Below are 22812 nucleotides of genomic sequence, written 5' to 3' on the forward strand. Positions count from 1 at the left end.
CGCTTTCCCGTGATCCGAGCGCAGCAGGTTCTACAAGTGAAGACTCTAATTCTTCTGACCGAGCGGGATTCGCGAGAAAGCGAGAACCTGTCGTCATCCCTACGGGCATGTGGATATCATGTCCAGCGCGCCAGCAGCTTGGTGGAATTGTCTGAGATTTTGCTGGGGTTTTCGCCCGACTTACTCCTGATGGAGTGGCCGCGGAACGAGCAGGTGGCATGCCACATGTTGCAGGCCTTGCGCACCGATGCGCACACGTGTGACTTACCGATTATCGTTTTAGCGGGCGCCGGCGGTACATCTACCGTGGCAGAGGCGCTTGATGCCGGCGCCGATGACTATGTCGTTCAGCCGTGCGACGCGGATGAGCTGCAAGCTCGTATTCGTGCTTTGCTGCGGCGCCAAGTGCACCATCGAAATTTCGAGGCATTGCATGTCAATGGCTTGAGGCTCGATCCGTTTACGCAGAGTCTGACGGCCGAGCTCAAGGAAGGCCGTCGTGCAATCTTGCTGAAGCCACTCGAGTTCCGCCTGCTGCTTTTTCTGGTTGCTCACCCGGAGCGAGCGTACTCGCGCCTCCAGCTGCTTAATCGCGTATGGGGAGCGATGTTCTTGGGCGAGCGGACTGTGGATGTCTGTGTGCGCAGCCTACGTCTGGCCTTGGTTGGCACTTCATGCGAAGACTCTATCCAGACAGTGCGGGGCCGCGGATATCGCTGGGCCGCCAAAGCCAAGCTAGGAGTTTTGGTTGCAAATAATGCAGACACACCACAAAAATCCATGTCGAGTCAGCCGGCGCAGGCATAGCAGATCGCCTCGAGTAGAAGTTCTGTGGTGCAGGTCACGGGGCCAGTTGCATGCGGTCGTCCGTACTTGCAGGTAACTCAATTGGTCAAGGCGCGGGCTGGGCGGCCTTATCAAGCGCCTCCAGTCGGAACTTGATTTCCGCCGTGGTTACGAGTGCACTTATCGCCTGGGTCGAGAGAGTAGCCACGTAGGCGCGCAATTCCGCCAAGCAGCGGCGGGCATCTGCAATGTCCCGTTGGCCAATCTCGTGGGCTGCAAGTTGGGCTGCAGCCCGTGCCAACGGCTCGGAATCAGGGCACTTCGCATCGTGTGACCGGGCAACGTCGAAGATGGCTGCGTAGCCGTCCAGCAGGGACACCACCTCATAGGTCTTTCCGTGGGCTGCCATGAAATACGCAAGCGTTCCAGAGTCGGAGACTTCCAATGTCCCATCGCGCTCTACTTGAAGCAGGATGGCTTCGAGAGGAGAGAATGCCGCGTCCAAGCGCCACGGTTGCGATCTCACAAACAGAGGTCGCGAGGCGAGGTTTGCGCGATAGGCTTTACGAGGCTTGCGATTCCGGGCCATCAGTTCCTTTGTGACCTGAGCGTACGTCAGTCTTTCTGCTCCATCCGTGCCCTGGCGAGACGCTGTGAAGCGTGCGTCAGGACTGCATGTGAGTCGATGTCGCCCCACCTGCTACGTTGACTCAGTGCGGCAAGGTACTTGCGCAACTTTTCTACGCGTTCGTTACCTGTGAACCTGTCATAGAGCGTGTCGATAATGCGCAGTTCGTTGGCGGTTGCGGGGCGGTCCATGTTTAACCTGGTATCGGGTGGAATTGGCGTGGAAGAGGAAGTCGAACCCTTGTTGCGGGTTAGGGGGCTTAGTGACCATGAAGTGGAGCGTGCCCATTCCTTGTATTAGCTCTCGTGCTGTTCGCTTCGACATCCCCCTGAACCGGAGGATGCGCCGATATTTCCGGCCTCGGCGCGGGCGATCCTCACACAGACTAGCGTTGCCGTGACCCCCACACGGCAACGAGCAAAATGTATCGCCTAGTCGATTAGGCCAGCGGATAAATCTTGTTAATGAATTTGGTGTGAGTGCATTGCCGACTATGCGCCACTGTGGCCATCTGACCAATTCAACTATTTGGTAGTCGAGCCTCGTAGCGTGAGGCAAGGTGGAGCATGTGTATCGATGGGGTATCTACGTAGACCTTGCTATCCAGATCATTGTTCTTCTTAGTCCCATTGGCGGGAGCGGGCTAGGTGCCGTTGCTCGACGCAACGGGCGTGCACCTGCGTTTGCTGTTCACATTCCGCAATGACCTGCATTGTCGCGTTTTGCAACAGCGAACCCGGGGTCAGCGTAGCTGAGAAGGCCTTGAGTTGAGCGAGTGAGAGCTTGACGGGTAACGTGGTGACATCCGACATGAATATGCGTGTTGAGTTGAGACCGCTCTAAGTATTTTGTGGACGCAACGTAGGGGTGCGGGTGTCGCTATTGCAAGCGACTTGTGGTCCCGGTTGCCTAAGTTCAGCCCGCCTGCCGCAGAGAGTTCCGCAGGCAAGCGATACTTGTGGATCAGTATTCGTTCGCGCCGATAAGGCGATAGAGCATCGCGCCTATCAAGGCACCAGTGATAGGGGCTGCCCAGAAGACCCAGAGTTGGGCAATTGCCCAGTCGCCCACAAAGATCGCAACCGCGGTGCTGCGAGCCGGGTTCACCGACGTATTGGTCACCGGGATGCTGATGAGGTGAATCAGGGTGAGCGCGAGCCCGATGGCAATCGGCGCGAACCCAGATGGCGCTTGCTTGCTCGTCGCTCCAAGAATGACCAGCAAGAAGAACGCGGTCATCACGACTTCTGTCAGGAACGCTGCGCCCAAGGAATAGCCACCAGGTGAATGCTGCCCGTATCCATTGGACGCAAAGCCGCTTGCGACACCAAATCCCGGTGAGCCGCTGGCGATGAAGTACAGCACACCACCCGCTGCGATACCACCGAGCACCTGCGCGGCGACATACGGAGCCAGTTCCTTGGTTGGAAAACGACCACCGGCCCACAGACCGATCGAGACTGCTGGATTTAGATGACAGCCCGAGATGTGACCAATGGCAAATGCCATGGTGAGCACCGTCAAGCCAAAGGCAAGCGAGACGCCGAGTAGGCCAATGCCGACGTTCGGAAAGGCTGCGGCAAGGACTGCACTGCCGCAGCCGCCCAGTACGAGCCAAAAGGTACCAAGGAACTCGGCACAGTATCGTTTCATCTGGTTTTCACTCCAAGAATTGGTCGAACGCCGCTGAACGGCGTTTGTTTGATTGAGCGGCAAGCAAGCATCTCAACGAGATGCGTGCAGATCTCGTTGCGAATTCGTTAGGGCTACCGTGCGAAGGATTCGCAGGCAGGGTCGGTATCTGGGCGCGTTGACCGTCGTGCTTTGCGTAGACCCGCCGACAAGAAAACGGCCGCTATTGCGGCCGTAGGCTAGAAGCGCTTAGCACTCGTGCTTTTTCCGGTGACCGGGCGGGCAGCGATGGTCCTCATCGCGGTCGCGGCGCCGTTGGCCTTCTGCGCGGCCGTGGCTTTCCCAATCTTGCCGCGTCCAGTAACGATGGCCATCCCAATATCGATCTCCTTGCCAGCCCGGAGCGATGACCGGCTGGACAGGCGTTTGCACGACGGTTGGCATTCCCAAATTGACGTTGACATCAACGGCCTGCGCATCAGCGGCGACGAAGCTGGCAGCGCCCGCTGCGAAAACAAGAATCGAATGAAGTTTCATGTTTGTCCTGCTTTTTTTGAATGGGTTTCACCCGCTCACGAATATGCCGGGCGCAATTGGATGGCGAAATACGAACCGTCGGATGATGTCTGGGAATTCTATTGTTGTGGTCTCGCGTGAGCTCGTTAAACTTTGTTAGTTCTACCTTCGCGTAGCGCGTCACCATCCGGATCGCCTGGGCTGCGCTGTGGCATACCGGACTCTCAGCGCGGATATTGCTGCGTCAGCCGCCTCGCGCACTGCACCAGCCGAAGACACGTCCACGTTTTGCAGAGGCGGCTGCGCAGGGCCGTTCGCCACAACCCCGCTGGCATCGTTCGCCGAGTATGGCAATCGTGCGAATTAACAAGAATTGAATTCAGCCGGTTGCAGACCGAGCCGTACATTGCATTCGCATGAATGCACCAGCACGCTGATGGTTGCATGGTGCTGTTTCAGGCGGCATTGCCACGAACGTCCGTAGCCAAGACAAACAGCATCTGTGTGTTGTGCACTGAGTGCAGCTCCGCGACTTATCGCGGTGAGAGAGTGCTTGGCTGACAGGCGCGTAAAAGTTGGCAATGCCAATGCAATGTTCTGGCGTTCAGATCCGCTTATGACCAATACGGGGCGCATTCCACCAATGAACAGCTCAAGTGCGTTCGCGCGTCTGTGTTGTGCGTGGCACCACTATCGCTCGCGGCATATCCTCCGACAAAAGGAGATTGCTCGACAGCAGCCGCATGCCAGGTTTGATCAGCTGATGGCAACCGCGCGTGAGATCGCTGGAAAGAATCCGCGTGCGCTAGTAGACCTGCTCAAAGCCGTTCTGTTGCCTTTGCAGGCCGAATACTTGCTGGGAGTCGCCGAGCGCGGTCAGGGGCCCTATCCCAGCATCGATTTGTATCGGTTCTTCGGCCCAGCCGTATATGCGGCTTTGTTCGCAAGCGACGGCACGGGCATGCGCGGCAAGCGGCTGGACCCCAAAGGCTTTCGCTTGGATCTCTCTCGGCACATGGTGTTGCCTTGGGCATGGAGCCATGAGCGCTACGTAAGAGCATTGACCACTATCGGCTCGTCAAAACAAAACAATGCCCGCGCCGCCTGGCAACAGGACGACAACCATTTCGTCACGCTGTGGTTGCCGTGGGGAATCGGCTTCGTGGGGAACGGCAACCACTCGATTACAGCCGGGATCCTTGCTGGCGAGGGTAGCTTACAACCGACGCAGGTCTACGACATGAGTTACGTGTTCGATGAGATCCGCTGCGATGGCCGGTACTACCTGGGTGCCCGAAGCGGAAAACTTCTCTGCCCTGTGCTGGATGTACGAAGAGCGGCCGCATTCGAGATCGGACGACTAATGCTCGATGCCAACTGCCCGGCCTTTCCTCAAAAACCTGGCAAATGTCTTCTGACTGAACGCCGAGACTGAAAACGTTACTGAACTCTTTGGATCATGAAATGAAAGTAAGTGGGAATCCACCGGCGACCACTCAGGTGGACGACGTGCCGACGAATGCGGGTGGCGTTTCACAGACCGCCCGTAGCGTGAACCGGTTGTGGGTCAGCCATGGAGGCTTGACCTTCGGCGATGGGTTGATCGCCACCATTCTGTCGCTGGTGCTGGGTTTTCTGAGCCTGATGGGCGTGCTGGCGTTTCATTTTCCGCAGTACCTGACCACACCGGAATTGCGCCATGCCTATTCGGTGGATGTGCTGCCGCAAATCCTGTTTGTCTCGCTGTTGATTTCGGGCGGGTTATCGCTGGCCAATATCGTGCTGGATAACCGCCGCCGCCTGAACGGCCTGGCGTTTTTGTTTGTGGTGGCGGCCGTGGCCTTGGGGGGCTCGCGCGTGCCGGTGGGCGACTTTCCGGATCACACGCCGTATATCGGCATGGATTGGTTCATTCTCGATCTGCTCGGCTCCACAGCGATCTTCGTGCTGCTGGAGAAGCTGTTCCCGCTCTACAAAAAGCAGCCCGTGTTCCGCGCCGAGTGGCAGACCGACATGGTGCACTTTGCAGTGAACCACTTCATCGTCGGGCTGGTGCTGCTGGTGGTGAACTTCCTCATCCACCGCGTGTTCGGGTGGATGGTGCATGCGGATTTTCAGCAGATGGTCGCGCACATCTGGTTCATCCCGCAGTTGCTGCTGTGCATGCTCGTGGCCGACCTGATGGAGTACGTCACGCACCGCGCGTATCACGAGGTGCCGTTCCTGTGGCGCTTCCATGCCGTGCACCACAGCGTGAAGACGATGGACTGGCTGGCGGGTTCGCGCCAGCACATTCTTGAGTTGATCGTCACGCGCGTGGCGGTGCTGGGGCCGCTGTTCGTGCTGGGCTTCGACAAGGCCGTGGTGGACGTCTACATCATCATCGTGGGCTTCCAGGCGGTGTTCAATCACGCCAACGTGCACCTGCCGTGGGGGCCGTTGAAGTACATCTTCGTGACGCCGGATTTCCACCACTGGCACCATTCGTCGGAAGACGAGGCCATCGACAAGAACTACGCCGCGCACTTCGCCTTCATCGATTACCTGTTCGGTACGGCGGTGAAATCGAAGAAGGCCTTCCCAGAAAAGTACGGCGTGGTGGGTGACTACATGCCCGACGGCTTCGTCAACCAGCAGCGCTTTCCGTTCCGTCGCTGAGGGCTGGACGGCTCTCAAACGGGAAGTTTTTCATGGAGCTTTTGCGACTGATCCTGTGGAAGCATAAAGCACGACGCCGGATCGAGCGTCTTCCATCGGTTGCCATGGAGCTTGTCTCGACAGCGCATGTTGGTGGGTTTATTGAGCCCAGTCCTGTGCACGATGCCAAGGTGTACAACAAGGCAGGTGAATTGGTGGGGGCCGTTACCTACGCGGTATCGCCGTTGTCTGACCGTATCTATGTGTTTGGTATTCGGATCGAATCAGAGCATCGACGCCGAGGATACGGTACGTCGGCGCTATGGCTCCTTTCGCAGGTGTTTGGGCAGCCGATTACTGCTGTGATGGAGGTCTTTAGCGCGAAAGCGTTCTGGCACGCAGCGCGCCAGTTGGAGGGCGCAGGGCTTGTCGTCACCGAACCCATTTCGCTTGGCGACACGGATCTTGAAGGCTCTCGTTGGCAGGCGCTGAAGGGCAGCGTTGCGCAATGCCATTGAGGGTGGGAGCTCGGGGCATGAAGTATTCCATAGCGCAGCTTCGAACCTGTGGCGCTGCGCTCTTTCCTTCAAGGTTGCCGCAGCACGGATTCGAAGAAAAGGAAAACTCATCGCACGGCGTGTTCGCGCCGCTCAAAAAGCGGTCGTCCTCCTTTGCGGTGCGCAAGTTAAATCTTCAAAAAAATCGCTGACCTTCGTGGTGATCTGTCCGTCACGCACGAGTAGATCCAGACCAGAAGTGCGGAAGGGCGATTCACGTTGGCAATGACCCAGAACCCACGCGTGTAGCTCAAAGCCAGTGACTTCGACGGAGGAGGGCGTCGTGCCAACAAAGTTGATGGAATGAGATGGCCGGTTAAATTTTGCTAGACACCAATTTTGTATGCATTTTTCGTTCAACAATGTTGATAGATGAAGTGATTCTTTAAATAAAAGGTGGTGAGTTTGATTTGAGGTTTTTAGGGTTGGGGTAGAGGTCCGTTTTTCTGTTGTGGATATTCAAAATTGCCATAATAAAAACGATTTGCTGACTGAGTTATTTGGTTGCCCATAAGTAAATGGAAGTGTCTGGCGTTATTCCTGTATTGCTGTGCGGGGGTTCTGGCTCGCGCCTGTGGCCTGTCTCCAGAGAGGCGTCCCCAAAGCCGTTTATTCGCTTGGCGGACGGTCAGAGTCTTCTGCAGAAGGCCTTCCTGCGTGGCGCAGCTATAGCCCCAGTTGACAAAGTCGTCGTAGTCACGAATCAGGACTTTCATCAGCGAACGCTTGCCGAAATTGCGCAGGTCAACGCGGTTGGCAAGCGCCTGGAGTGGATTCTTGAACCTGTCGGTAGGAACACTGCAGCAGCGATTGCCACGGCAGCACAACGAATCTGCGGCACACGCGGCGAAGACAGCATCATGCTGGTGCTGCCAGCGGATCACCTCGTCGAAGACCTGCGCGCCCTCTCCGAAGCGGTCGATCAGGCGATCAGACTCGCCGAGCAAGGAAAGATCGTCACCTTCGGGATCCGGCCTACCGAGCCGGAAACAGGCTACGGCTACATTGAGCACGACCAAAACGCGGTCATTCGGTTTGTGGAAAAGCCAACCGAAGAACGGGCCAAGACGTATGTGGACTCGGGGCGCTTCCTGTGGAACTCGGGCATGTTCTGTTTCCGCGCGGGCGATATGCTGCGTGAAATGGAGGCGCATTGTCCGGAGGTTTTGCGTGCGGTCCGAGTGTGTCTTGCCAAGTCCGAGAGCAATTCCGACGAAGGTGGCGATCTGACGCTGCTGGACCCTGGTGCGTTCGCGTCTGTTCCCGAGGACTCCATCGATTGTGCTGTCATGGAGAAGTCGAGGAACGTGGCTGTTGTCCCGTGCGAGCTCGGCTGGAGCGATATCGGCTCCTGGGTGGCACTAGGAAATCTCGTCGAGCCTGATACGGACGGCAATCGCGTGGAAGGGCATGCCTTGCTTCACAGCGCGAGCAACTGCTATGTGCAGAGCAGCGAGCGGCTGGTCGGCGTGCTCGGTGTCGATAACCTGATCGTCGTCGACACGCCCGATGCGGTACTCGTGGCGAGCCGCGATCGCGCTCAGTCCGTCAAGCACATCTACAACAACCTGAAGTCCCAGGGCAACGAACTCTACAAGCACCACCGCACCGTCCATCGTCCGTGGGGGACTTTTACGGTCCTAGAGGGCGGGACGGGATTCAAGATCAAGCGCATCGAGGTCAAGCCCGGGGCCAGCCTGAGTTTGCAGATGCACCATCATCGCAGCGAGCATTGGATTGTCGTGAACGGAACGGCCCGAGTCGTCAACGGTGATAGCCAGATGCTCGTGCACCGGAACGAATCGACGTACATTCCTGCCGGCCATCAGCACCGCTTGGAAAACCCGGGCATCCTCAACCTTGTGATGATCGAGGTTCAGGTCGGCGAGTATCTTGGAGAGGATGACATTGTCCGCTTCGAGGACATGTACGGGCGCTGCTGATGACGAGCGTTGTAAGAAGGAAGCCAGACATGGCGGGACGACGCTGGTCCCCGCTGAGGCAGTCATTGCGGCGCCATCGTCTGGCGCTTGCCGTCGTCGCGCTGCCTACGGCGCTCGCGCTTGCCTACTATGGCGCCGTCGCGTCTGACGTCTATGTGTCGGAAGCAAGCTATATCGTGCGTGCGCCCCAGCGTCAGAGCTCGTCGGGTCTTGGTGCGTTACTGCAGATGACTGGCGTAACAGGGCTTGGGAGGGCGACTGACGACGTCTATGCGGTCAGTGAATTCATGTTGTCGCGTGACGCCTTGCATGAGGTGGAAGGCGAGGTCGGAATTCGTGCAGCCATGTCGAAGCCGACGATTGATAGGCTGAGTCGGTTTGATCCGTTTGGTCTCGATGGCACCTTCGAAGCACTGCACCGGTACTACCGGACGCACATTGGTGTTGACATCGATCCCACCTCTTCCATTTCCACGCTGACGGTTCGCGCGTTCGATCCACATGACGCACAGGCGATTGCGGAGCGATTGCTGCGCGCTGCCGAGCGCCGGGTGAATGCGATCAACGAGCGGGCTCTTGCCGACGCCATCGGCGTTGCGCAAAAGGAAGAGACCGAGGCGCAGAGCAAGGCTAGGGAAGCGGCACTGAATCTTGCCAGCTTTCGAAACGAGCATTCGCTGGTGGATCCGGAGCGGGAGGGCGCGCTCCAGTTGGAGCAAGTGACACAACTGAGGCAAGAGCTCGTGGCGACGAGGACGCAGCTTGCACAGTTGCGCGCATTTGCGCCACAGAACCCGCAAGTCCCCGCAACCGAGCTAAGGATCAGGAGCCTGCAGGCGGAAATCGAGCGCATGGTTTCCGGTGTGTCAGGGGGAGCCGGGTCACTCGCGTCGAAGAACATCGAGTATGAGCGACTTTCGGTCGAGAGGGAGTTCTCCCAGAAGCGCCTGATCGCCGCGCAGGCAGCATTGGTGAAAGCCCATGAGACGGCAATGCAGCAGCAACTCTACCTGGAGCGGGTGGCGGAGCCCAGTCTGCCTGATGAAGCCACCGAGCCGCGTAGGCTGCGAAGCATAGTCACGACCCTGGCTTTCGGCATGATCTGCTGGGCATTGCTGGCTTTGATGATTGCCGGCGTGAAAGAGCATCGGGATTGAGCCATGGCGAGCGTTGAAGAGCCATCTCTGCTGACGTCTGCGCGTATCCAGGCGAGAGTGATCGGTGCCTTGCTTATGCGGGAGATCATCACACGCTACGGTCGCCATAACATCGGCTTTCTTTGGCTGTTCGCGGAGCCGATGCTGTTTACAACCGGAATCGCGCTGATCTGGAATGCAACGCATTCCCTGCATAACGCCGCGATGCCGATCATTCCGTTCGCCATTACCGGGTACTCGGCTGTGCTGATCTGGCGCAACGGCGTCAGCAGGTGCGCGAATGCGGTTGAACCCAACAAGGCCCTGCTATTTCACCGCAATGTGCGCGTGTTGGACTTCTTCGTCGCTCGCGTGATCCTGGAGGTCTGCGGGGCCACGGTGTCGTTCTTCATTCTCGCCGGTGCGGCAGTTGTCTTCGGCCTGATGAAGCCACCCGCTGATGTCGGACTGATGATTGCTGGCTGGGTGTTCCTTGCCTGGTATGCGCTTGGCATGGGCTGCATGGTTGGCGCAATGTCGGAGCGCTCGGAGATGGTCGATCGGATATGGCATACGTTGACCTATCTGTACTTCCCTTTCTCGGGAGCCGCATTCATGGTGGATTGGCTGCCGGCCAAGTTCCATGCAATTGCCCTTTGGCTGCCCACAGTTCATATCAACGAGATGATCCGGGGCGGGTATTTCGGCGACACCGTTCATGCGCATTTCGATCTGGTCTACCTGACGAAGGCAAACGTGCTGCTGCTCCTGATCGGACTGTTCATGGTGCGCGAGACCGGGCGCAGGGTGGAGGGTGCGTGATTCATTTGCATCGGCTGGTGAAGCGCTATGGGACGCGGCAAGGTCACCACGAGGTATTGAACGGGTTGGACTTTTCCATCCGGCGCGGCGAGAAGGTGGGCATTCTCGGACGCAACGGTGCCGGGAAATCGACGCTCGTGCGAGTGATCAGTGGCGCGGAACTACCCGATTCCGGTGTGGTGCATCGGAGCATGTCGGTCTCGTGGCCGTTGGCGTTCGGCGGGGGATTCCAGGGGAGCCTTACTGGCCTGGATAACCTGCGCTTCGTTTGTCGCGTCTATGGGGCCGACTACCGTCACGCAGCTCCCTTCGTCGAGGACTTTGCAGAGCTCGGAAAATTTTTGCGGGAACCGGTGAAGACGTACTCGTCTGGCATGCGCTCCCGCCTGGCGTTCGCCATCTCCATGGCGATCGAATTTGATTGCTTCCTGATCGACGAGATCATTGCCGTCGGGGATGCAAGGTTCCACGAAAAGTGCGAGCGCGAGTTGTTCGAGAAGCGAGCGGACCGGGCAATGATCATGGTCTCTCACGATTCGGAGTCCATCCGGAGGCACTGCGACCGGGCATGCATCCTCGAGAACGGACGGCTTCGAGAGTTTGACAGCGTGGACGACGCGCTTCGCATTTACAACGAGATTTGATGGGGTAGGGATACAGCGTGAAAAAGAGCGACAAGACAAAAGTATTGCTGGAAATGCGTCCGGCGTTGGACGGGTATGCGGGCATTCCTCAGGAAACCCGGCTGCTGTTCCGCGGGCTGCGCATGCTTGATGGGTTCCATGTGGATGGAATGATCCAGACGTCGAATCGCGTCTTGTCCCGGGGCACTGTCAAGCGAGGCTGGTTACTGGGGGAAGGGCGATTATCGGAGAATCGCCGGATCAATCGATACTCCCGGGTGGTGATCTCGGTTGCGGAGCGGCCCTATAACACGCTCCTTGACCGGCTACTTGACTGGATGCAGCGGCGCTTCATGTCCACGCGGCTGGCCTGGGGCGTGGCGATGGGTATCAGCCATGTCAAGCTCTCGAACTTTCGTGCCAAGTACTTCGAGGACTTTATCTGGCGAACGCTTTTCGCCAAGACACTGCCTGCGTCGGACTTCGATCTGGTGTCGTCGGCTGACCTTCGGGTCTGCTCGACTCCTTGGCATGTCATGCACATGGTCGGGCTGACGATGCTTAACTTTTTCTCGCAGCCCCGCTATCCGCGGCTGGATACGAAGGGCGTTGACGTGTTCATCGCTCAAACACCATATCCTGCACGGATACACCGCAAGACCGCGTTTGTTGTCCGGTATCACGATGCGATCCCGGTGTTCATGCCGCATACCATTTCCGACAAGTCGCTGCATCAGGCAACGCATTTCTACAGCCTGATGAGTAACGTCAAGTCGGGGGCCTATTTTGCTTGCGTGTCGGAAGCCACGCGCAAGGATCTGATTGCGTTGTTCCCCGAGGCGGAGCAACGGTCGCTCACGATCCACAACATGGTTTCCCATCACTACCACCCACAGCCGGCGGCGCGAGCGCTGGTGCCGGGCATCGTCAGATCACGGCTCTATGGCATGGATCCGGACGCCAAAGGCATCGGACTGGTGCCGGAGTTCCTGACGTTGCGGGAGCAAGAGGCTTTTTACAAGCGGCACCTGGGGTCCGGCGATTTCCGCTACCTGCTAATCGTTTCGACGATCGAGCCCCGGAAGAATCACGCCCGCCTGATGGCGGCGTGGGAGGTCATCAAGGCCGATGTCGACCCAGACCTCAAGCTTGTCATCGTTGGCACGCTGGGTTGGGACTACAAGCAGATGGTAAAGAGCTTCCGCAGTTGGATCGACCGCGGTGACCTGTTCATGCTCAACGCGGTGCCAGCGCCGGACCTGCGCGTGCTCTACCAGCATGCTGCGGCGACCGTCTGCCCCAGCCTGGGGGAGGGCTTTGACTTCTCTGGTGTAGAAGCGATGCGCAGCGGTGGCCTTGTAGTCGCGTCTGATATCCCGGTTCACCGGGAGATCTACGACGATGCGGCGCAGTACTTCAACCCTTACTCGACTGCTAGCTTGGTCAACGCGTTGAAGCAGATCGCCTACGCTGGCGACAGTGTGACAGTGCGTGCAGAGTTGTCAGAGCGCGGCGAGGAAGTCTCACAGCGATACCTGCCGGAACGCATTCTTCCGCGCTGGAATCAGTTGCTGGAATGGGTGGCCGAGCAGAAACAGGCAGAGACGGTTGGAATTACGGGCCGGAGTCCGGCGCTTCCCGACTTCCTGCGCAAATTATGCAGTGCAGAGGCGAGTTCGTGACCGACAGTCTGCCGCTGCCATGCTCCGACGCGCGCATCGCAGCCTCCGAGCTGGTAAGGGCAGCCTACTTGGCTCTGTTGTCGCGCGAACCGGATGAGTCTGGATACGAGCACCATCTTGCCTTGCTGTCTCATTCGGGAAGTGTCGTCGATCTCCTGCGTGCTATTACCGATTCGGAGGAGTGCCGGTTCCTCCGGTTCAATGACGAACTGCCGGGTATCCGCAGAGCAGTCCTAGAGGCGCTCCGCGCTGACGTTGCCGGCGGTGCGGACACAGACCGGGTCGATACCGAGCTGAACGCGGTATTTGGTTTGGTTCGAGAGTTGCTCGCAAGCGAGGAGGGCTGGAACGCCCAAGTCCGGAACCATTCGGCGCGTATCGTATCGGTGGTGTTCCAAGCGCTCCTTGGTCGCCAGCCGGAACCGGCTGCACTGGATGCCTACGAAGGATTACTGAGGGACACGGGTGATCTTACGCGGTGTATCGAGGCGGTCTCAGGTTCCGACGAGCACATGGATTACTTGCTGGGCGCCCACGCCAAGCGGGGACCTTCCATGCATAGCGTGGCCTATGATGCCGAACTGATTGCACGCTGCCTTGAGCGTTTCGCGGGCCGGCCAGCGACGGCGAGCGAGGTGGCGGCTTGTCTGGCTGATCCATCACCGGTCGGAGCGGCACTGTATCGGCGTCTGGGCGCGCCCGTCCGCCGCAATGCGCCGCGCATCCTGATTGTCGGTGCCTACGGCAACGGCAACCTAGGCGACGTCTACCAGGCGCTTGCTGTACGGCACCACCTGAAGACTGCATGGGGATTGCCGGAGGACGCAATTTTTGCGGCCAGCCTTGTCGCGCAATCGGATTACCCGTTTCCGGAAGCGCAAAAGCTTCCGGCGAATACGCTTCTCGACGCGGAGCAGGTGAACAGCTTTGATTGCGTGGTGGTTGGTGGGGGCGGCTTGCTCGCGCATCCTCACGATCCGCTTGGCGACGCCGATTGGGTGCATGGCATTCACGCGCCAATTCTGTTGCTTGGTGTCGGGGCGAGTGGCGATGTACACCGCTCCCACGCTGAACTCCTAGCAAGGGCCTGGCTGGTAACGGGGCGCGATGGTACCTCGGTGTCTGCACTGAAAGCGGCACGTGCGGATGCCGTTGCCTGCCTCGACCCGATACTTGGTTTGTCCTCCGTCTCGCCCCTGACGGCGTTCGACTTGGCGGTCGGACAGCATCCCGAACCATCAGACGTGCTGTGGATACTGAAATACCCAGCCAACGCTTGCGACGAGGCACTCCTACGCCGAATTAGCACGTACATCCAGGACCATCCAACGGAACGGCACGTCGTTGTTGCACTCGAGCCAGCCATGGACGAGGTTCTGAGCGCTTGGTTGCCCGGCGTTCCGGTAATTGCCATGACATCGCTTTCGGCATTGATGGCTCAGTTGCGTAACACGGCACGCGTGGTCTCGATGCGTTACCACGGTGCCATCTTCGCCGCGCTGGCCGGCCGTTATTTCGTGGGCTGTTCCCAGGAGAAGATACGGGACCTGGCGGCTGCCTGGCCGTCATGCGGCTGCTATGTGGAAGAGCCGGAAGCGCTGGCTGCACGGCTTTCCCAGCAGTGCCCTGCGGTCGAGTCACTACCGTTCGTATCGGATGCGGCAAGCCCACAGACGCTGCTTGTTGCCTACCAAGCATGCGTATGAGGCTTTCACAAATATCTCGAAAGGGAGTGATCGCCGCTGTGCGCCGGGCGTCCTTCTTTTCGCTGGTTTGATTTTCCTGGCTGACTGGATGCCAAGCCACGCCGCCACGGACAGCCGTGGCATAGACGAGTGACGTACTCCTATGAAACTGAATTGCCCCAGGGCGCGGGGAACGACCCACGCCATTCTTTTGTGGATCGCCGCTGCGATGGCCTGTGCCTGTGCCGGCTGCATGTCGATCTTGCCCGCGTCAGGCCCCGACCGTACTGACGTACAGGGAATGGACAAGCGAGATGGTGCGGCGCCGGTGAACGTCGCGCTGGTTGACGTGACTGCCGCGGTGGCGGCGCATCTGCAGCGATCACGCTCGCACGGTCAGTTCTCGCAGATCGGCGGCGGTCAGGCGACGCGGTATACCGTGGGAAGCGGTGATGTGCTCGAGGTGGCGATCTGGGAAGCGCCGCCGGCGATGCTGTTCGTGAATGCGGGGATCAGCGCGGGCAGCGCCATGACGGCACCGACGCCCACGCGCGCTAATGAGCTGCCGCCACAGATGGTAGCCGCGGACGGTCGCGTCAATATTCCATACGCTGGCGCTGTTCAGGCAGCAGGCAGAACCACGGCCGAAATTGAAGCGGAGATTGTCCGTCGCCTGCGGGGCAAAGCGAATCAGCCGCAGGCGCTTGTCCGTATTGCTAGCAACGCGTCGTCGCAGGCTACGGTGGTTGGAGAGGTCCGGAACAGTGCACGCATTCCGCTGACGCCCAAGGCTGAGCGCGTGCTCGATGCGCTGGCCACGGCTGGAGGGGCAAGCCAACCAGTGAACAAGACGACGTTGCAGCTTACACGTGGCGTGAACACCTATGCCATGCCGCTTACTGCCGTCATTCAGGATCCGAGGCAGAACATACCGCTGCAACCCGGGGATGTGTTGACCGTGCTGTTCCAGCCGCTGAGCTTCACCGCATTGGGGGCGGTGGGCAAGAGTGAGGAAATCGCATTCGAAGCAGGCGGGATCTCGCTCGCGCAGGCGTTGGCAAGGACGGGTGGATTGCTGGATAACCGGGCGGACCCGGCCGGCGTCTTTGTCTTCCGATTCGAGGATGCCGCAGTCCTCGGGCGCGCGTCGCCTGCCGGGGATGCTGACGAAGCCAAGGTGCCCGTCGTATATCGAGTGGACCTGCGCGACCCCGCTTCGCTTTTCGCTGCGCAGCGGTTCCGCGTGGAAGACAAGGACGTTCTCTACGTAGCCAATGCCCCTGCGGCAGAGCTGCAGAAGTTCTTGAACGTAGTGTTGTCGGGTGCTTATCCGGTCCTCAACGCCATCAACCTCACTAGGTAGCCAGCCAAATGGCCTTGGTGAAGCGTCTTGCCGTGACAGAAACTTCCATCGATGTAACCAGACTCGTGATACGAGCCATACGCCGCCGGCTTCCGACCGGCATTGACCGCGTTTGTCTGCGCTATGCGCGTCGCTTTCCGGACGCGCGAGCAGTAGTGCGTATGGGCGCCGTTGGACGGGTGCTATCCAGAGACCGCTCGCGGGCGTTGTTCTCGTTGTTGTGCACGCAGCCCCGGGGGCTCGTACATCGATTGCCGACGCTGATAGCCGGTGGAATGTTGGCGCCGGTGCAGCGGCTTGGTGCGGGGAGTGTTTTCTTCAATGTTGGCCACACCGGCCTGCACCGCGAGTCGTACGTCAACTGGCTTGGCCAAAGCGGCCTTCGCCCGGTATTCATGGTGCATGACCTCATTCCCATCACCCACCCGGAGTATGCGAGGGACGGGGAGCGTAATCGGCACGAGCGCCGCATAGCGGCCATGTTGCGGTTGGGCAGCGGGCTCATTACCAACTCCAGGGCGACACTCGACGCATTGCGCGCCTACGCGCGGGAGCGTGGTCTTGCCATGCCAGCGACCACGGTTGCGCCGCTGGCTGGCGCGGACCTACCGGTGGGAGATTCTGTGCCGCTTCTGGATGGGCCTTACTTTGTGATGCTGGGTACCGTCGAGCCTCGCAAGAACCACGCGATGATGCTCCAGATTTGGCGCGAGATGGCTGCCCGTGGTGGCCCGGTGCCGCGGCTCGTTCTGATTGGCCAGCGAGGGTGGAACGTCGAGCATGTCTATGGACTGCTGGACCGTTGTAGTGAGCTCGCGCAGCTTGTCATCTTGAGACCCGACTGTGGGGATGCGGAGCTCGCGACGTGGCTGCGCCACACGCGCGCGCTGTTGTTCCCGTCATTTGCGGAAGGATACGGGATGCCGTTGGCGGAGGCGCTTGCGATGGGAACCCCCGTTATCGCCAGCGACCTCGATGTGTTTCATGAGATCGCCGGAAGCGTGCCCGACTACCTGTCCCCGCTGGACGGCATTGGCTGGCGGAACGCCATCCTCGATTTTGCTAGCTCAGCCAGTTCGAGGCGTGGCAAGCAGGCTGGGCGCATCCGCAATTTCAGGGCCTCTGGCTGGGACCAGCACTTTGCCAGTGTGGACCAATTGCTGGCCGAAGTCTCCGGAGCCAGTCATGTATAGCAGTCCGTCGCATTCTGCCGACCCTGGGCCGCAGACTATCTACGCTTTGGGATTGCCGCTGCGGAAGCGCGGAATGGTCAAACGAATCTTGGCCGATGCTGAGGTGCGATTCGTCCGCAGCCTCGCCAAGGTTCCGCTCAATGCAGCGATTGCGGTCTGGGGCAACATGCAGTTTGATGCGGCGGTACTTGGCGGGAGGCGTGTGTTGCGTATCGAAGATGGCTTTCTGCGTTCGGTAGGGCTGGGCGTTGACCTCGTTCGTCCGTTGTCTCTCGCGGTCGACGCGCAGGGAATTTATTACGACGCTTCACAGCCTTCAGATCTCGAGTCGATCCTGCAACACGCCAACTTCGATGCCGCACTGCTGGCGCGTGCGGCAAAACTGCGGACGAAAATCGTTGCTTCGGGTATCACGAAGTACAACGTCGGTACCGGTGAATGGCAACGGCCAGCAGGGCACGCCCGGATTGTGGCCGCGGTGGGGCAGGTCGAAAGCGACGCCGCGCTGCGCGACGGCGCCCCGGGATTACGCAGCAATCTCGGCTTGTTGCAGGCAGTCAGGCGAACGTGCCCCGATGCCTACATCGTGTACAAGCCGCATCCGGATGTACTGGCCGGCCTTAGAAAGGGGCGGCAGGATGCCGGCGAGGTGCTCCACTGGTGCGATGAGATCGTCGAGGACGTCTCGATGGACCGCCTCATCCATGAGGTGGACGAGGTGCATGTGCTCACGTCGTTGGCGGGATTCGAAGCGCTGCTCAGGGGCCGCCAGGTCACGACTTACGGACAACCCTTCTATGCCGGATGGGGACTCACCGCCGATGCGCTCCCGATAGACAGACGCACGCGCCGCCTGACGGTGGATGAACTGGTGGCCGGGGCCTTGATCCTCTACCCACGTTACCTCTGCCCGGAGAGTGGCGAGCTCGTTTCCGTCGAGCAGGCGTTGGACGCGCTGATCGCATGGCGCGACACCCGCCGTGCCGAGCCGTACACACACACACTGACGCGCGGCATTCTGCTCGGCCTGAAGCGATTTGGCCTGCGGGCATTACTGGGCAAGCGATGATCGACGGCGGTTGGGAGCGTTTCGCGGGGCGCAGGGTCCTGCTGCTACAGGGTCCGGTCGGGCCATTCTTCCGGCGGCTTGCGGCCGTGCTGCATGCCGTCGGTGCCGAGTACGTCCACAAGGTCAACTTCAATGGGGGCGACTGGCTTTTCTCGCCGGCTGGAGCGACTTGCTACCGCGGACCGATGGATGCGTGGCCAAAAAGCTTGGCGCGATTGGTAGAAGAGCACGCCATCGACACGATCTTCCTGTTCGGAGATTGTCGTGAAATTCATGTGCCGGTACGCGGTATTGCCAAGGCGGCAAGCGCAGAGGTATGGGTGTTCGAGGAGGGTTACGTGCGCCCCGACTACATCACGCTTGAGAGATCGGGCGTCAACAACCATTCCGATCTGCCACGCGATCCTGCGTTCTATCGTGGCCTGCCCGATATGGAGCAGGCGGAGGAGAGACCCGTCGGCAATGTGTTCTGGCATGCGGCTGCCTGGGCTTTCCTTTACTACCTGGCAGCTATCGTGATGGCGCGAGGCTTTCCGTTCTATCGTCACCATCGCCTGCTTTCTGCGCGGGAGGTCTTGCCGTGGCTTCGTAGTCCATGGCGCAAGCTGGTCTACAAGGTGCGGGAAAGGAAATATCGAGGGTTCTTATGCGGCGAAGCGTCAAAGCGGTTCTTTCTCGTGCCGTTGCAAGTCAATACGGACGCTCAGGTTCGCGTGCATTCGCCGTTTGGTTCGGTTGCGGAGTTCATTGAGCACGTTGTGAAGTCGTTCTCCGAGCATGCAGCGAGAGACCACATCCTAGTGATCAAGCACCATCCAATGGACCGAGGCTACCACTGCTACGCGGCGTTGATCCGCGCCCTGGCGGTCAGATTCAGGCTGGTGGGGCGTCTCATCTATTTGCATGACCAGCACTTGCCAACCCTGCTGGACCATGCGCTGGGCGTTGTCCTCATCAACAGCACAGTAGGGCTCTCGGCCATGAACCATGGTCTTCCAATGGTGGTACTGGGGGATGCCGTCTACGCGATGCCGCAGATGACCTTCCAGGAGGGGCTGGATGCGTTCTGGCAGGCGGCCGGCGAATTCAAACTGGATTGCGAGCTATATCAGCGCTTTCGCAATTACTTGATCCACCACACCCAACTCAATGGCAGTTTCTTCCGGCACGGTGTCTTTGTGTGGCGAAACGTCCTTGCGCGGAAGAGACTCTCAACGCCTCGAGAGGCGATGTGCGCTAGGACAGAAAAGGCCGTCGAGGATCTGGATGTGATGCGTACTTTCCATTCCTCAACCTATCCCGACCGATGATGTTAGACATTGCCTTTTACTTCTACTACGCCGTTATGTTCGTATTCAGAAAGCTGTTCAGGATTATTTTCCTCCTGCTTGTGACCGTGTTGGCGCTGCGATTTCTTGGGGTCTACGCCGACAAGGAAGATTCTGCGGTTAGGTCAACATCGGTCGGTCAGAAAGCACCTGCTGAAGAGTCACCCAATGCCGGTGGGCGCTTTACCACGCTGTTCGATACCTGTTGGGATCGATCGGACAATTATGTCGATCGGCATCCGGAGAGTAGGGAGCCTTCGCCGCACAGTGGCGAGGCTGTGGCAAAAACTGCCGGACGGTGGGCGTATCGGCTTTCCTGCCTAGCGAGTGGGGCGAAGTAGTGCATGACGTCAGCGCAGAATGCAGTTGATCTTCCGGCCCACGTTGTAAACATCGACACCTAGCCGCTGCAGCTCGCATCCATCTTCTCGCTCGTTTTGGCGCAGACTCAGCACGGGTATTTCTGGACAAGGAACTCGGTTGATCACCGAGTTCCTCTGCCGACAGACTGTCATTCCGAATTTTCAAAAATTGAATTGCCGAGTCGTGCGCTCGATGCCGATCATGGCTGCATTTTTCTCTAGTGCAAGCCGGCGCGCCCGATGGCTCGCGCGACGCCCGAAACGGTCAGCGTGATGGCGTTACCTTTGGTCCCAGTGCGGGATGAACTGAACGCCCATTGCGGTGTGATCTATCCGGAGCCTCACCATCGCGACCCCAAGGTTTCCAAGTGTTCGCAGGCCTGCGCCCTACGTCTCAAAAGGCCTGTCCAAATGCACATAGAAGGCGAAGAGCCTCAATCCGTTATCGCGATCGATAAACACCCAATCGTGTTGCAGTCGATCCACGCTTTGCTGGCTCAGTCACCCCACTTTCGGTTGGTCGGAACCGCAACGGATGGATCTGACGGTCTCCAGTTGTTGCGCACTACGCGGCCGAAGCTGGCGATCATCGATCTAAATCTTCCAACGCTGGACGGCCTCGAGCTCGCTCGGAGGGTGCGGATTCACGGCCTTGACCTCGGAATCGTTATGACTTCAGGAGGGAGCGAAGAGCTTGATTCAAGGCTTGCATTGCTCGCCGGTGCCAACGCGTATGTTGGCAAATCGGAATCGACATCGCTCCTAACGGCTGCGCTTCTGTTGGTGGCCCATGGGTACGTCGGATTTCATAGGTCTTCAATCAGCTCGGTAGCGCCAGCTGAAATGGATGCACTGGGACATCTCACCAAGCGCGAGTACCGAATCAATCAACTGGTTGCGGAGGGGTATCGCAATGTCGAGATTGCAAAGAGACTCGGCATTTCTCCAAAGACGGTGTCGTCGCTCAAACACAGGATTTCTCGGAAAGTGAGCGGACCTGCGTAATCGCTTTATTTAGATGGCCTGTTCGGCCACTGCCTCTGCGAAGCTAGCTGAAGCTCTATTGATCCTCCGCATACAACGCGCTCGTGCGTACGCCGTTGTTAGTGCGGCGGTGATACGCGCCCTATCGAACCAGCGCCTCACCGAATATCTCAACCTCCAGGGCACCTTGCGGGTCGGGGCCGAGCCTCGGGTGAAGCAGTGTAGCTCATCGAAGGCACCGAACCGCTCGAGCCGTATTGCCGGCCAAGAAAAAGGGCCACTCGAAAGCGGCCCCATAAAGGAAAGTGTGATATGAAGTTATCGAGCTGTTACGCTGTCAAGCTTCAACGAAATAATAATTCAAAACCCAGGATGAGACAGCCTCATATTCGTTGAGTCGGTTACTCACTTAGGATTGCATGATGGCTCACGTTCATGAGTGCATTGCTCATGAGTGCTGCTTTTTTGTTGTATTGGCGTGAGCGATTCAATGTAAGTTTTTGATTTCAATGAGAAATATATCTACAGGTTTTGGCGGTCTCATATTTGCCACAGCGTCTCATTTCAAATACATAACGCGGACGGCACGAATCCATAATTACGACTCGCAACTTATCGCGAAATCGCAATTTAAGGAACAGATATGAAGATCAAGCTCTTTGCGGCGGCTGCCGCAGCTCTGGTTTCGACCGGTGTATTTGCTCAATCGAGCGTGAATCTCTACGGCGTGGCTGATGTCGGTATTGAGTGGGCAAACCACGTGCCCGGCGCCGATGGCCAAGGCCACTCGCGCGTCGCCATGCAGTCGGGCAACCTGTCCGGCTCGCGTTGGGGCCTGCGTGGCGTTGAAGACCTGGGCGGTGGCCTGAAAGGTATCTTCAACCTGGAAAGCGGTTTCAACCTTGATACCGGTACGTCAGGTCAAGGCAATCGCCTGTTTGGCCGCGCCGCATACGTCGGTCTGCAAGGCCAATGGGGCCAAGTGACCCTGGGTCGCCAGCAAAACCTGCTGTACGACTTCGCACTCAACTACGACCCGATGTCTATGGCGGGCCGCTATTCGATCGCGTCGCAAGATGCGTTCATTTCGGGCCGCGCTGACAATGCACTCAAGTACGCCGGCACGTTCGGCGGCGTGAGCGTTTCGGCGCTGTACGCGTTCAACCGCGACGGACAGGAGCGCGCTGGCCTCAACAAGCTGGGCCGTGAATGGAGCCTGGGTGCCAACTACAATGGCGGTCCGTTCTCGATCGGCGCTGTGTATGACCAGACGAACGGCGCGTGGACCGATCTTTCGGGCCTGACCGCAGCTCAGAACCTGGCATTTGCTTCGACCTTTGCTGATGTCAAGGAGCAACGTGCGACGATCGCGGGTACCTACACCACCGGTCCGGCGAAGCTGTTTGCCGGCTATCGTTGGTACAAGACCAACCTGCAAACCAGCACGAGCGGTGCGCTGCGCTCGAACCTGTACTGGGCAGGCGCTACCTACCAAGCCACCCCCGCTTTGTCGCTGACTGGCGCGGCGTACTACCAGCAGTTCAAGAACACGAGCGTTGGCAATCCTTGGCTGTTCGTGGTCGGTACCGACTACGCACTGTCCAAGCGTACCGACGTCTACATGAACGTTGCGTATGCGAAGAACAAGAGCTCGGCGCTGGGCGTGGCCGGCTTCAATGGTCTGTCGGTGGACAACCCGGTGACGTTGTTGTCGAACGACAACCAGGTCGCCTCGGGCAACCAACTGGGTGCAGTGGTTGGCATTCGCCACAAGTTCTAATCGACCTTCGTCGAAGTGAACGGAGCCCGGGCGCAAGCTCGGGTTTTTTTCTTTGCTGGGCGTCGTGCAGGGCGCACCTGCTTGGA

21 protein-coding genes are annotated in these 22812 nt (G+C 58.8%); 17 read left to right on the top strand and 4 right to left on the bottom strand.

Annotated features, from left to right (window positions below):
* The first annotated feature begins 36 nt into the window (after nt 1-36).
* Nucleotides 37-807 carry a winged helix-turn-helix domain-containing protein gene (locus tag ACS7SF_RS17215; protein ID WP_439890875.1) on the top strand — a complete coding sequence of 257 codons (771 nt, stop codon included), beginning with the start codon at nt 37-39 and terminating at the stop codon, nt 805-807.
* Nucleotides 808-892: 85 nt separating this feature from the next.
* Here ACS7SF_RS17215 and ACS7SF_RS17220 read toward each other — a convergent pair whose 3' ends face one another.
* The 4 genes from ACS7SF_RS17220 to ACS7SF_RS17235 all read right to left on the bottom strand — a co-directional run bounded on the left by ACS7SF_RS17220 (nt 893) and on the right by ACS7SF_RS17235 (nt 3583).
* Nucleotides 893-1291: a hypothetical protein gene (locus tag ACS7SF_RS17220; protein WP_439890876.1), complete on the bottom strand. Its 399-nt coding sequence runs from the start codon at nt 1289-1291 to the stop codon at nt 893-895.
* Between the two features lie 110 nt (nt 1292-1401).
* Nucleotides 1402-1605 carry a hypothetical protein gene (locus tag ACS7SF_RS17225; RefSeq protein WP_439890877.1) on the bottom strand — a complete coding sequence of 68 codons (204 nt, stop codon included), beginning with the start codon at nt 1603-1605 and terminating at the stop codon, nt 1402-1404.
* A 772-nt stretch (nt 1606-2377) separates the two neighbouring features.
* A complete protein-coding gene (gene aqpZ / locus ACS7SF_RS17230; protein ID WP_439892792.1) occupies nt 2378-3067 on the bottom strand; it encodes an aquaporin Z in 690 nt (229 codons plus the stop codon).
* Between the two features lie 228 nt (nt 3068-3295).
* Nucleotides 3296-3583 (bottom strand): hypothetical protein, encoded by a 288-nt coding sequence (locus ACS7SF_RS17235; protein ID WP_439890878.1) that lies wholly within the window; start codon nt 3581-3583, stop codon nt 3296-3298.
* Nucleotides 3584-4115: 532 nt separating this feature from the next.
* Here ACS7SF_RS17235 and ACS7SF_RS17240 point away from each other — a divergent pair.
* From ACS7SF_RS17240 to ACS7SF_RS17315, 16 genes are all read left to right on the top strand, one after another.
* Nucleotides 4116-4997 carry a DUF6710 family protein gene (locus ACS7SF_RS17240; RefSeq protein WP_439890879.1) on the top strand — a complete coding sequence of 294 codons (882 nt, stop codon included), beginning with the start codon at nt 4116-4118 and terminating at the stop codon, nt 4995-4997.
* Nucleotides 4998-5026: 29 nt separating this feature from the next.
* The gene (locus ACS7SF_RS17245; RefSeq protein ID WP_439890880.1) at nt 5027-6220 is read left to right on the top strand and encodes a sterol desaturase family protein; all 1194 of its coding nucleotides are present in this window, start codon (nt 5027-5029) and stop codon (nt 6218-6220) included.
* A 32-nt stretch (nt 6221-6252) separates the two neighbouring features.
* Entirely contained in the window at nt 6253-6717 is a 465-nt protein-coding gene (locus tag ACS7SF_RS17250) for a GNAT family N-acetyltransferase (protein ID WP_439890881.1), read from the top strand.
* A gap of 17 nt (nt 6718-6734) precedes the next feature.
* Nucleotides 6735-6908, top strand: a complete 174-nt coding sequence (locus ACS7SF_RS17255; protein ID WP_439890882.1) for a hypothetical protein — start codon at nt 6735-6737, stop codon at nt 6906-6908.
* 366 nt (nt 6909-7274) lie between these two features.
* Nucleotides 7275-8699, top strand: a complete 1425-nt coding sequence (locus ACS7SF_RS17260) for a mannose-1-phosphate guanylyltransferase/mannose-6-phosphate isomerase (protein ID WP_439890883.1) — start codon at nt 7275-7277, stop codon at nt 8697-8699.
* Between the two features lie 29 nt (nt 8700-8728).
* On the top strand, nt 8729-9856 hold the full coding sequence (locus tag ACS7SF_RS17265; protein ID WP_439890884.1) for a hypothetical protein: 1128 nt from the start codon (nt 8729-8731) through the stop codon (nt 9854-9856).
* A 3-nt stretch (nt 9857-9859) separates the two neighbouring features.
* Nucleotides 9860-10657 (top strand): ABC transporter permease, encoded by a 798-nt coding sequence (locus ACS7SF_RS17270; protein ID WP_439890885.1) that lies wholly within the window; start codon nt 9860-9862, stop codon nt 10655-10657.
* Nucleotides 10654-11301 carry an ABC transporter ATP-binding protein gene (locus ACS7SF_RS17275; protein ID WP_439890886.1) on the top strand — a complete coding sequence of 216 codons (648 nt, stop codon included), beginning with the start codon at nt 10654-10656 and terminating at the stop codon, nt 11299-11301. The genes ACS7SF_RS17270 and ACS7SF_RS17275 overlap by 4 nt, the downstream gene beginning before the upstream one ends.
* A 17-nt stretch (nt 11302-11318) precedes the next feature.
* Complete coding sequence (locus ACS7SF_RS17280; protein ID WP_439890887.1) at nt 11319-12962, top strand: glycosyltransferase family 4 protein; 1644 nt, start codon at nt 11319-11321, stop codon at nt 12960-12962.
* On the top strand, nt 12959-14668 hold the full coding sequence (locus tag ACS7SF_RS17285; protein ID WP_439890888.1) for a polysaccharide pyruvyl transferase family protein: 1710 nt from the start codon (nt 12959-12961) through the stop codon (nt 14666-14668). Before ACS7SF_RS17280 ends, ACS7SF_RS17285 begins: the two co-directional genes overlap by 4 nt.
* 208 nt (nt 14669-14876) lie before the next feature.
* The gene (locus ACS7SF_RS17290; RefSeq protein WP_439892793.1) at nt 14877-16010 is read left to right on the top strand and encodes a polysaccharide biosynthesis/export family protein; all 1134 of its coding nucleotides are present in this window, start codon (nt 14877-14879) and stop codon (nt 16008-16010) included.
* 275 nt (nt 16011-16285) lie between these two features.
* Entirely contained in the window at nt 16286-17203 is a 918-nt protein-coding gene (locus ACS7SF_RS17295; RefSeq protein WP_439890889.1) for a glycosyltransferase family 4 protein, read from the top strand.
* Nucleotides 17204-17276: 73 nt separating this feature from the next.
* A complete protein-coding gene (locus tag ACS7SF_RS17300; protein ID WP_439890890.1) occupies nt 17277-18272 on the top strand; it encodes a capsular polysaccharide export protein, LipB/KpsS family in 996 nt (331 codons plus the stop codon).
* Nucleotides 18269-19582 carry a capsule biosynthesis protein gene (locus ACS7SF_RS17305; protein ID WP_439890891.1) on the top strand — a complete coding sequence of 438 codons (1314 nt, stop codon included), beginning with the start codon at nt 18269-18271 and terminating at the stop codon, nt 19580-19582. Before ACS7SF_RS17300 ends, ACS7SF_RS17305 begins: the two co-directional genes overlap by 4 nt.
* A 620-nt stretch (nt 19583-20202) precedes the next feature.
* Entirely contained in the window at nt 20203-20967 is a 765-nt protein-coding gene (locus ACS7SF_RS17310) for a response regulator (protein ID WP_439890892.1), read from the top strand.
* Nucleotides 20968-21589: 622 nt separating this feature from the next.
* On the top strand, nt 21590-22726 hold the full coding sequence (locus ACS7SF_RS17315) for a porin (protein ID WP_439890893.1): 1137 nt from the start codon (nt 21590-21592) through the stop codon (nt 22724-22726).
* Nucleotides 22727-22812 lie beyond the last annotated feature (86 nt).

The sequence above is a fragment of the Ralstonia sp. 25C genome, from assembly GCF_051904805.1.
GTDB lineage: Bacteria > Pseudomonadota > Gammaproteobacteria > Burkholderiales > Burkholderiaceae > Ralstonia.

Coding starts and splice junctions, on each gene's coding strand:
- ACS7SF_RS17225 (WP_439890877.1), bottom strand. CDS start 1,605: ATGGACCGCCCCGCAACCGCCAACGAACTGCGCATTATCGACACGCTC.
- aqpZ (WP_439892792.1), bottom strand. CDS start 3,067: ATGAAACGATACTGTGCCGAGTTCCTTGGTACCTTTTGGCTCGTACTG.
- ACS7SF_RS17235 (WP_439890878.1), bottom strand. CDS start 3,583: ATGAAACTTCATTCGATTCTTGTTTTCGCAGCGGGCGCTGCCAGCTTC.
- ACS7SF_RS17245 (WP_439890880.1), top strand. CDS start 5,027: ATGAAAGTAAGTGGGAATCCACCGGCGACCACTCAGGTGGACGACGTG.
- ACS7SF_RS17250 (WP_439890881.1), top strand. CDS start 6,253: ATGGAGCTTTTGCGACTGATCCTGTGGAAGCATAAAGCACGACGCCGG.
- ACS7SF_RS17255 (WP_439890882.1), top strand. CDS start 6,735: ATGAAGTATTCCATAGCGCAGCTTCGAACCTGTGGCGCTGCGCTCTTT.
- ACS7SF_RS17260 (WP_439890883.1), top strand. CDS start 7,275: ATGGAAGTGTCTGGCGTTATTCCTGTATTGCTGTGCGGGGGTTCTGGC.
- ACS7SF_RS17265 (WP_439890884.1), top strand. CDS start 8,729: ATGGCGGGACGACGCTGGTCCCCGCTGAGGCAGTCATTGCGGCGCCAT.
- ACS7SF_RS17270 (WP_439890885.1), top strand. CDS start 9,860: ATGGCGAGCGTTGAAGAGCCATCTCTGCTGACGTCTGCGCGTATCCAG.
- ACS7SF_RS17290 (WP_439892793.1), top strand. CDS start 14,877: ATGGCCTGTGCCTGTGCCGGCTGCATGTCGATCTTGCCCGCGTCAGGC.
- ACS7SF_RS17295 (WP_439890889.1), top strand. CDS start 16,286: ATGTTGGCGCCGGTGCAGCGGCTTGGTGCGGGGAGTGTTTTCTTCAAT.
- ACS7SF_RS17300 (WP_439890890.1), top strand. CDS start 17,277: ATGGTCAAACGAATCTTGGCCGATGCTGAGGTGCGATTCGTCCGCAGC.
- ACS7SF_RS17305 (WP_439890891.1), top strand. CDS start 18,269: ATGATCGACGGCGGTTGGGAGCGTTTCGCGGGGCGCAGGGTCCTGCTG.
- ACS7SF_RS17310 (WP_439890892.1), top strand. CDS start 20,203: ATGGCTCGCGCGACGCCCGAAACGGTCAGCGTGATGGCGTTACCTTTG.
- ACS7SF_RS17315 (WP_439890893.1), top strand. CDS start 21,590: ATGAAGATCAAGCTCTTTGCGGCGGCTGCCGCAGCTCTGGTTTCGACC.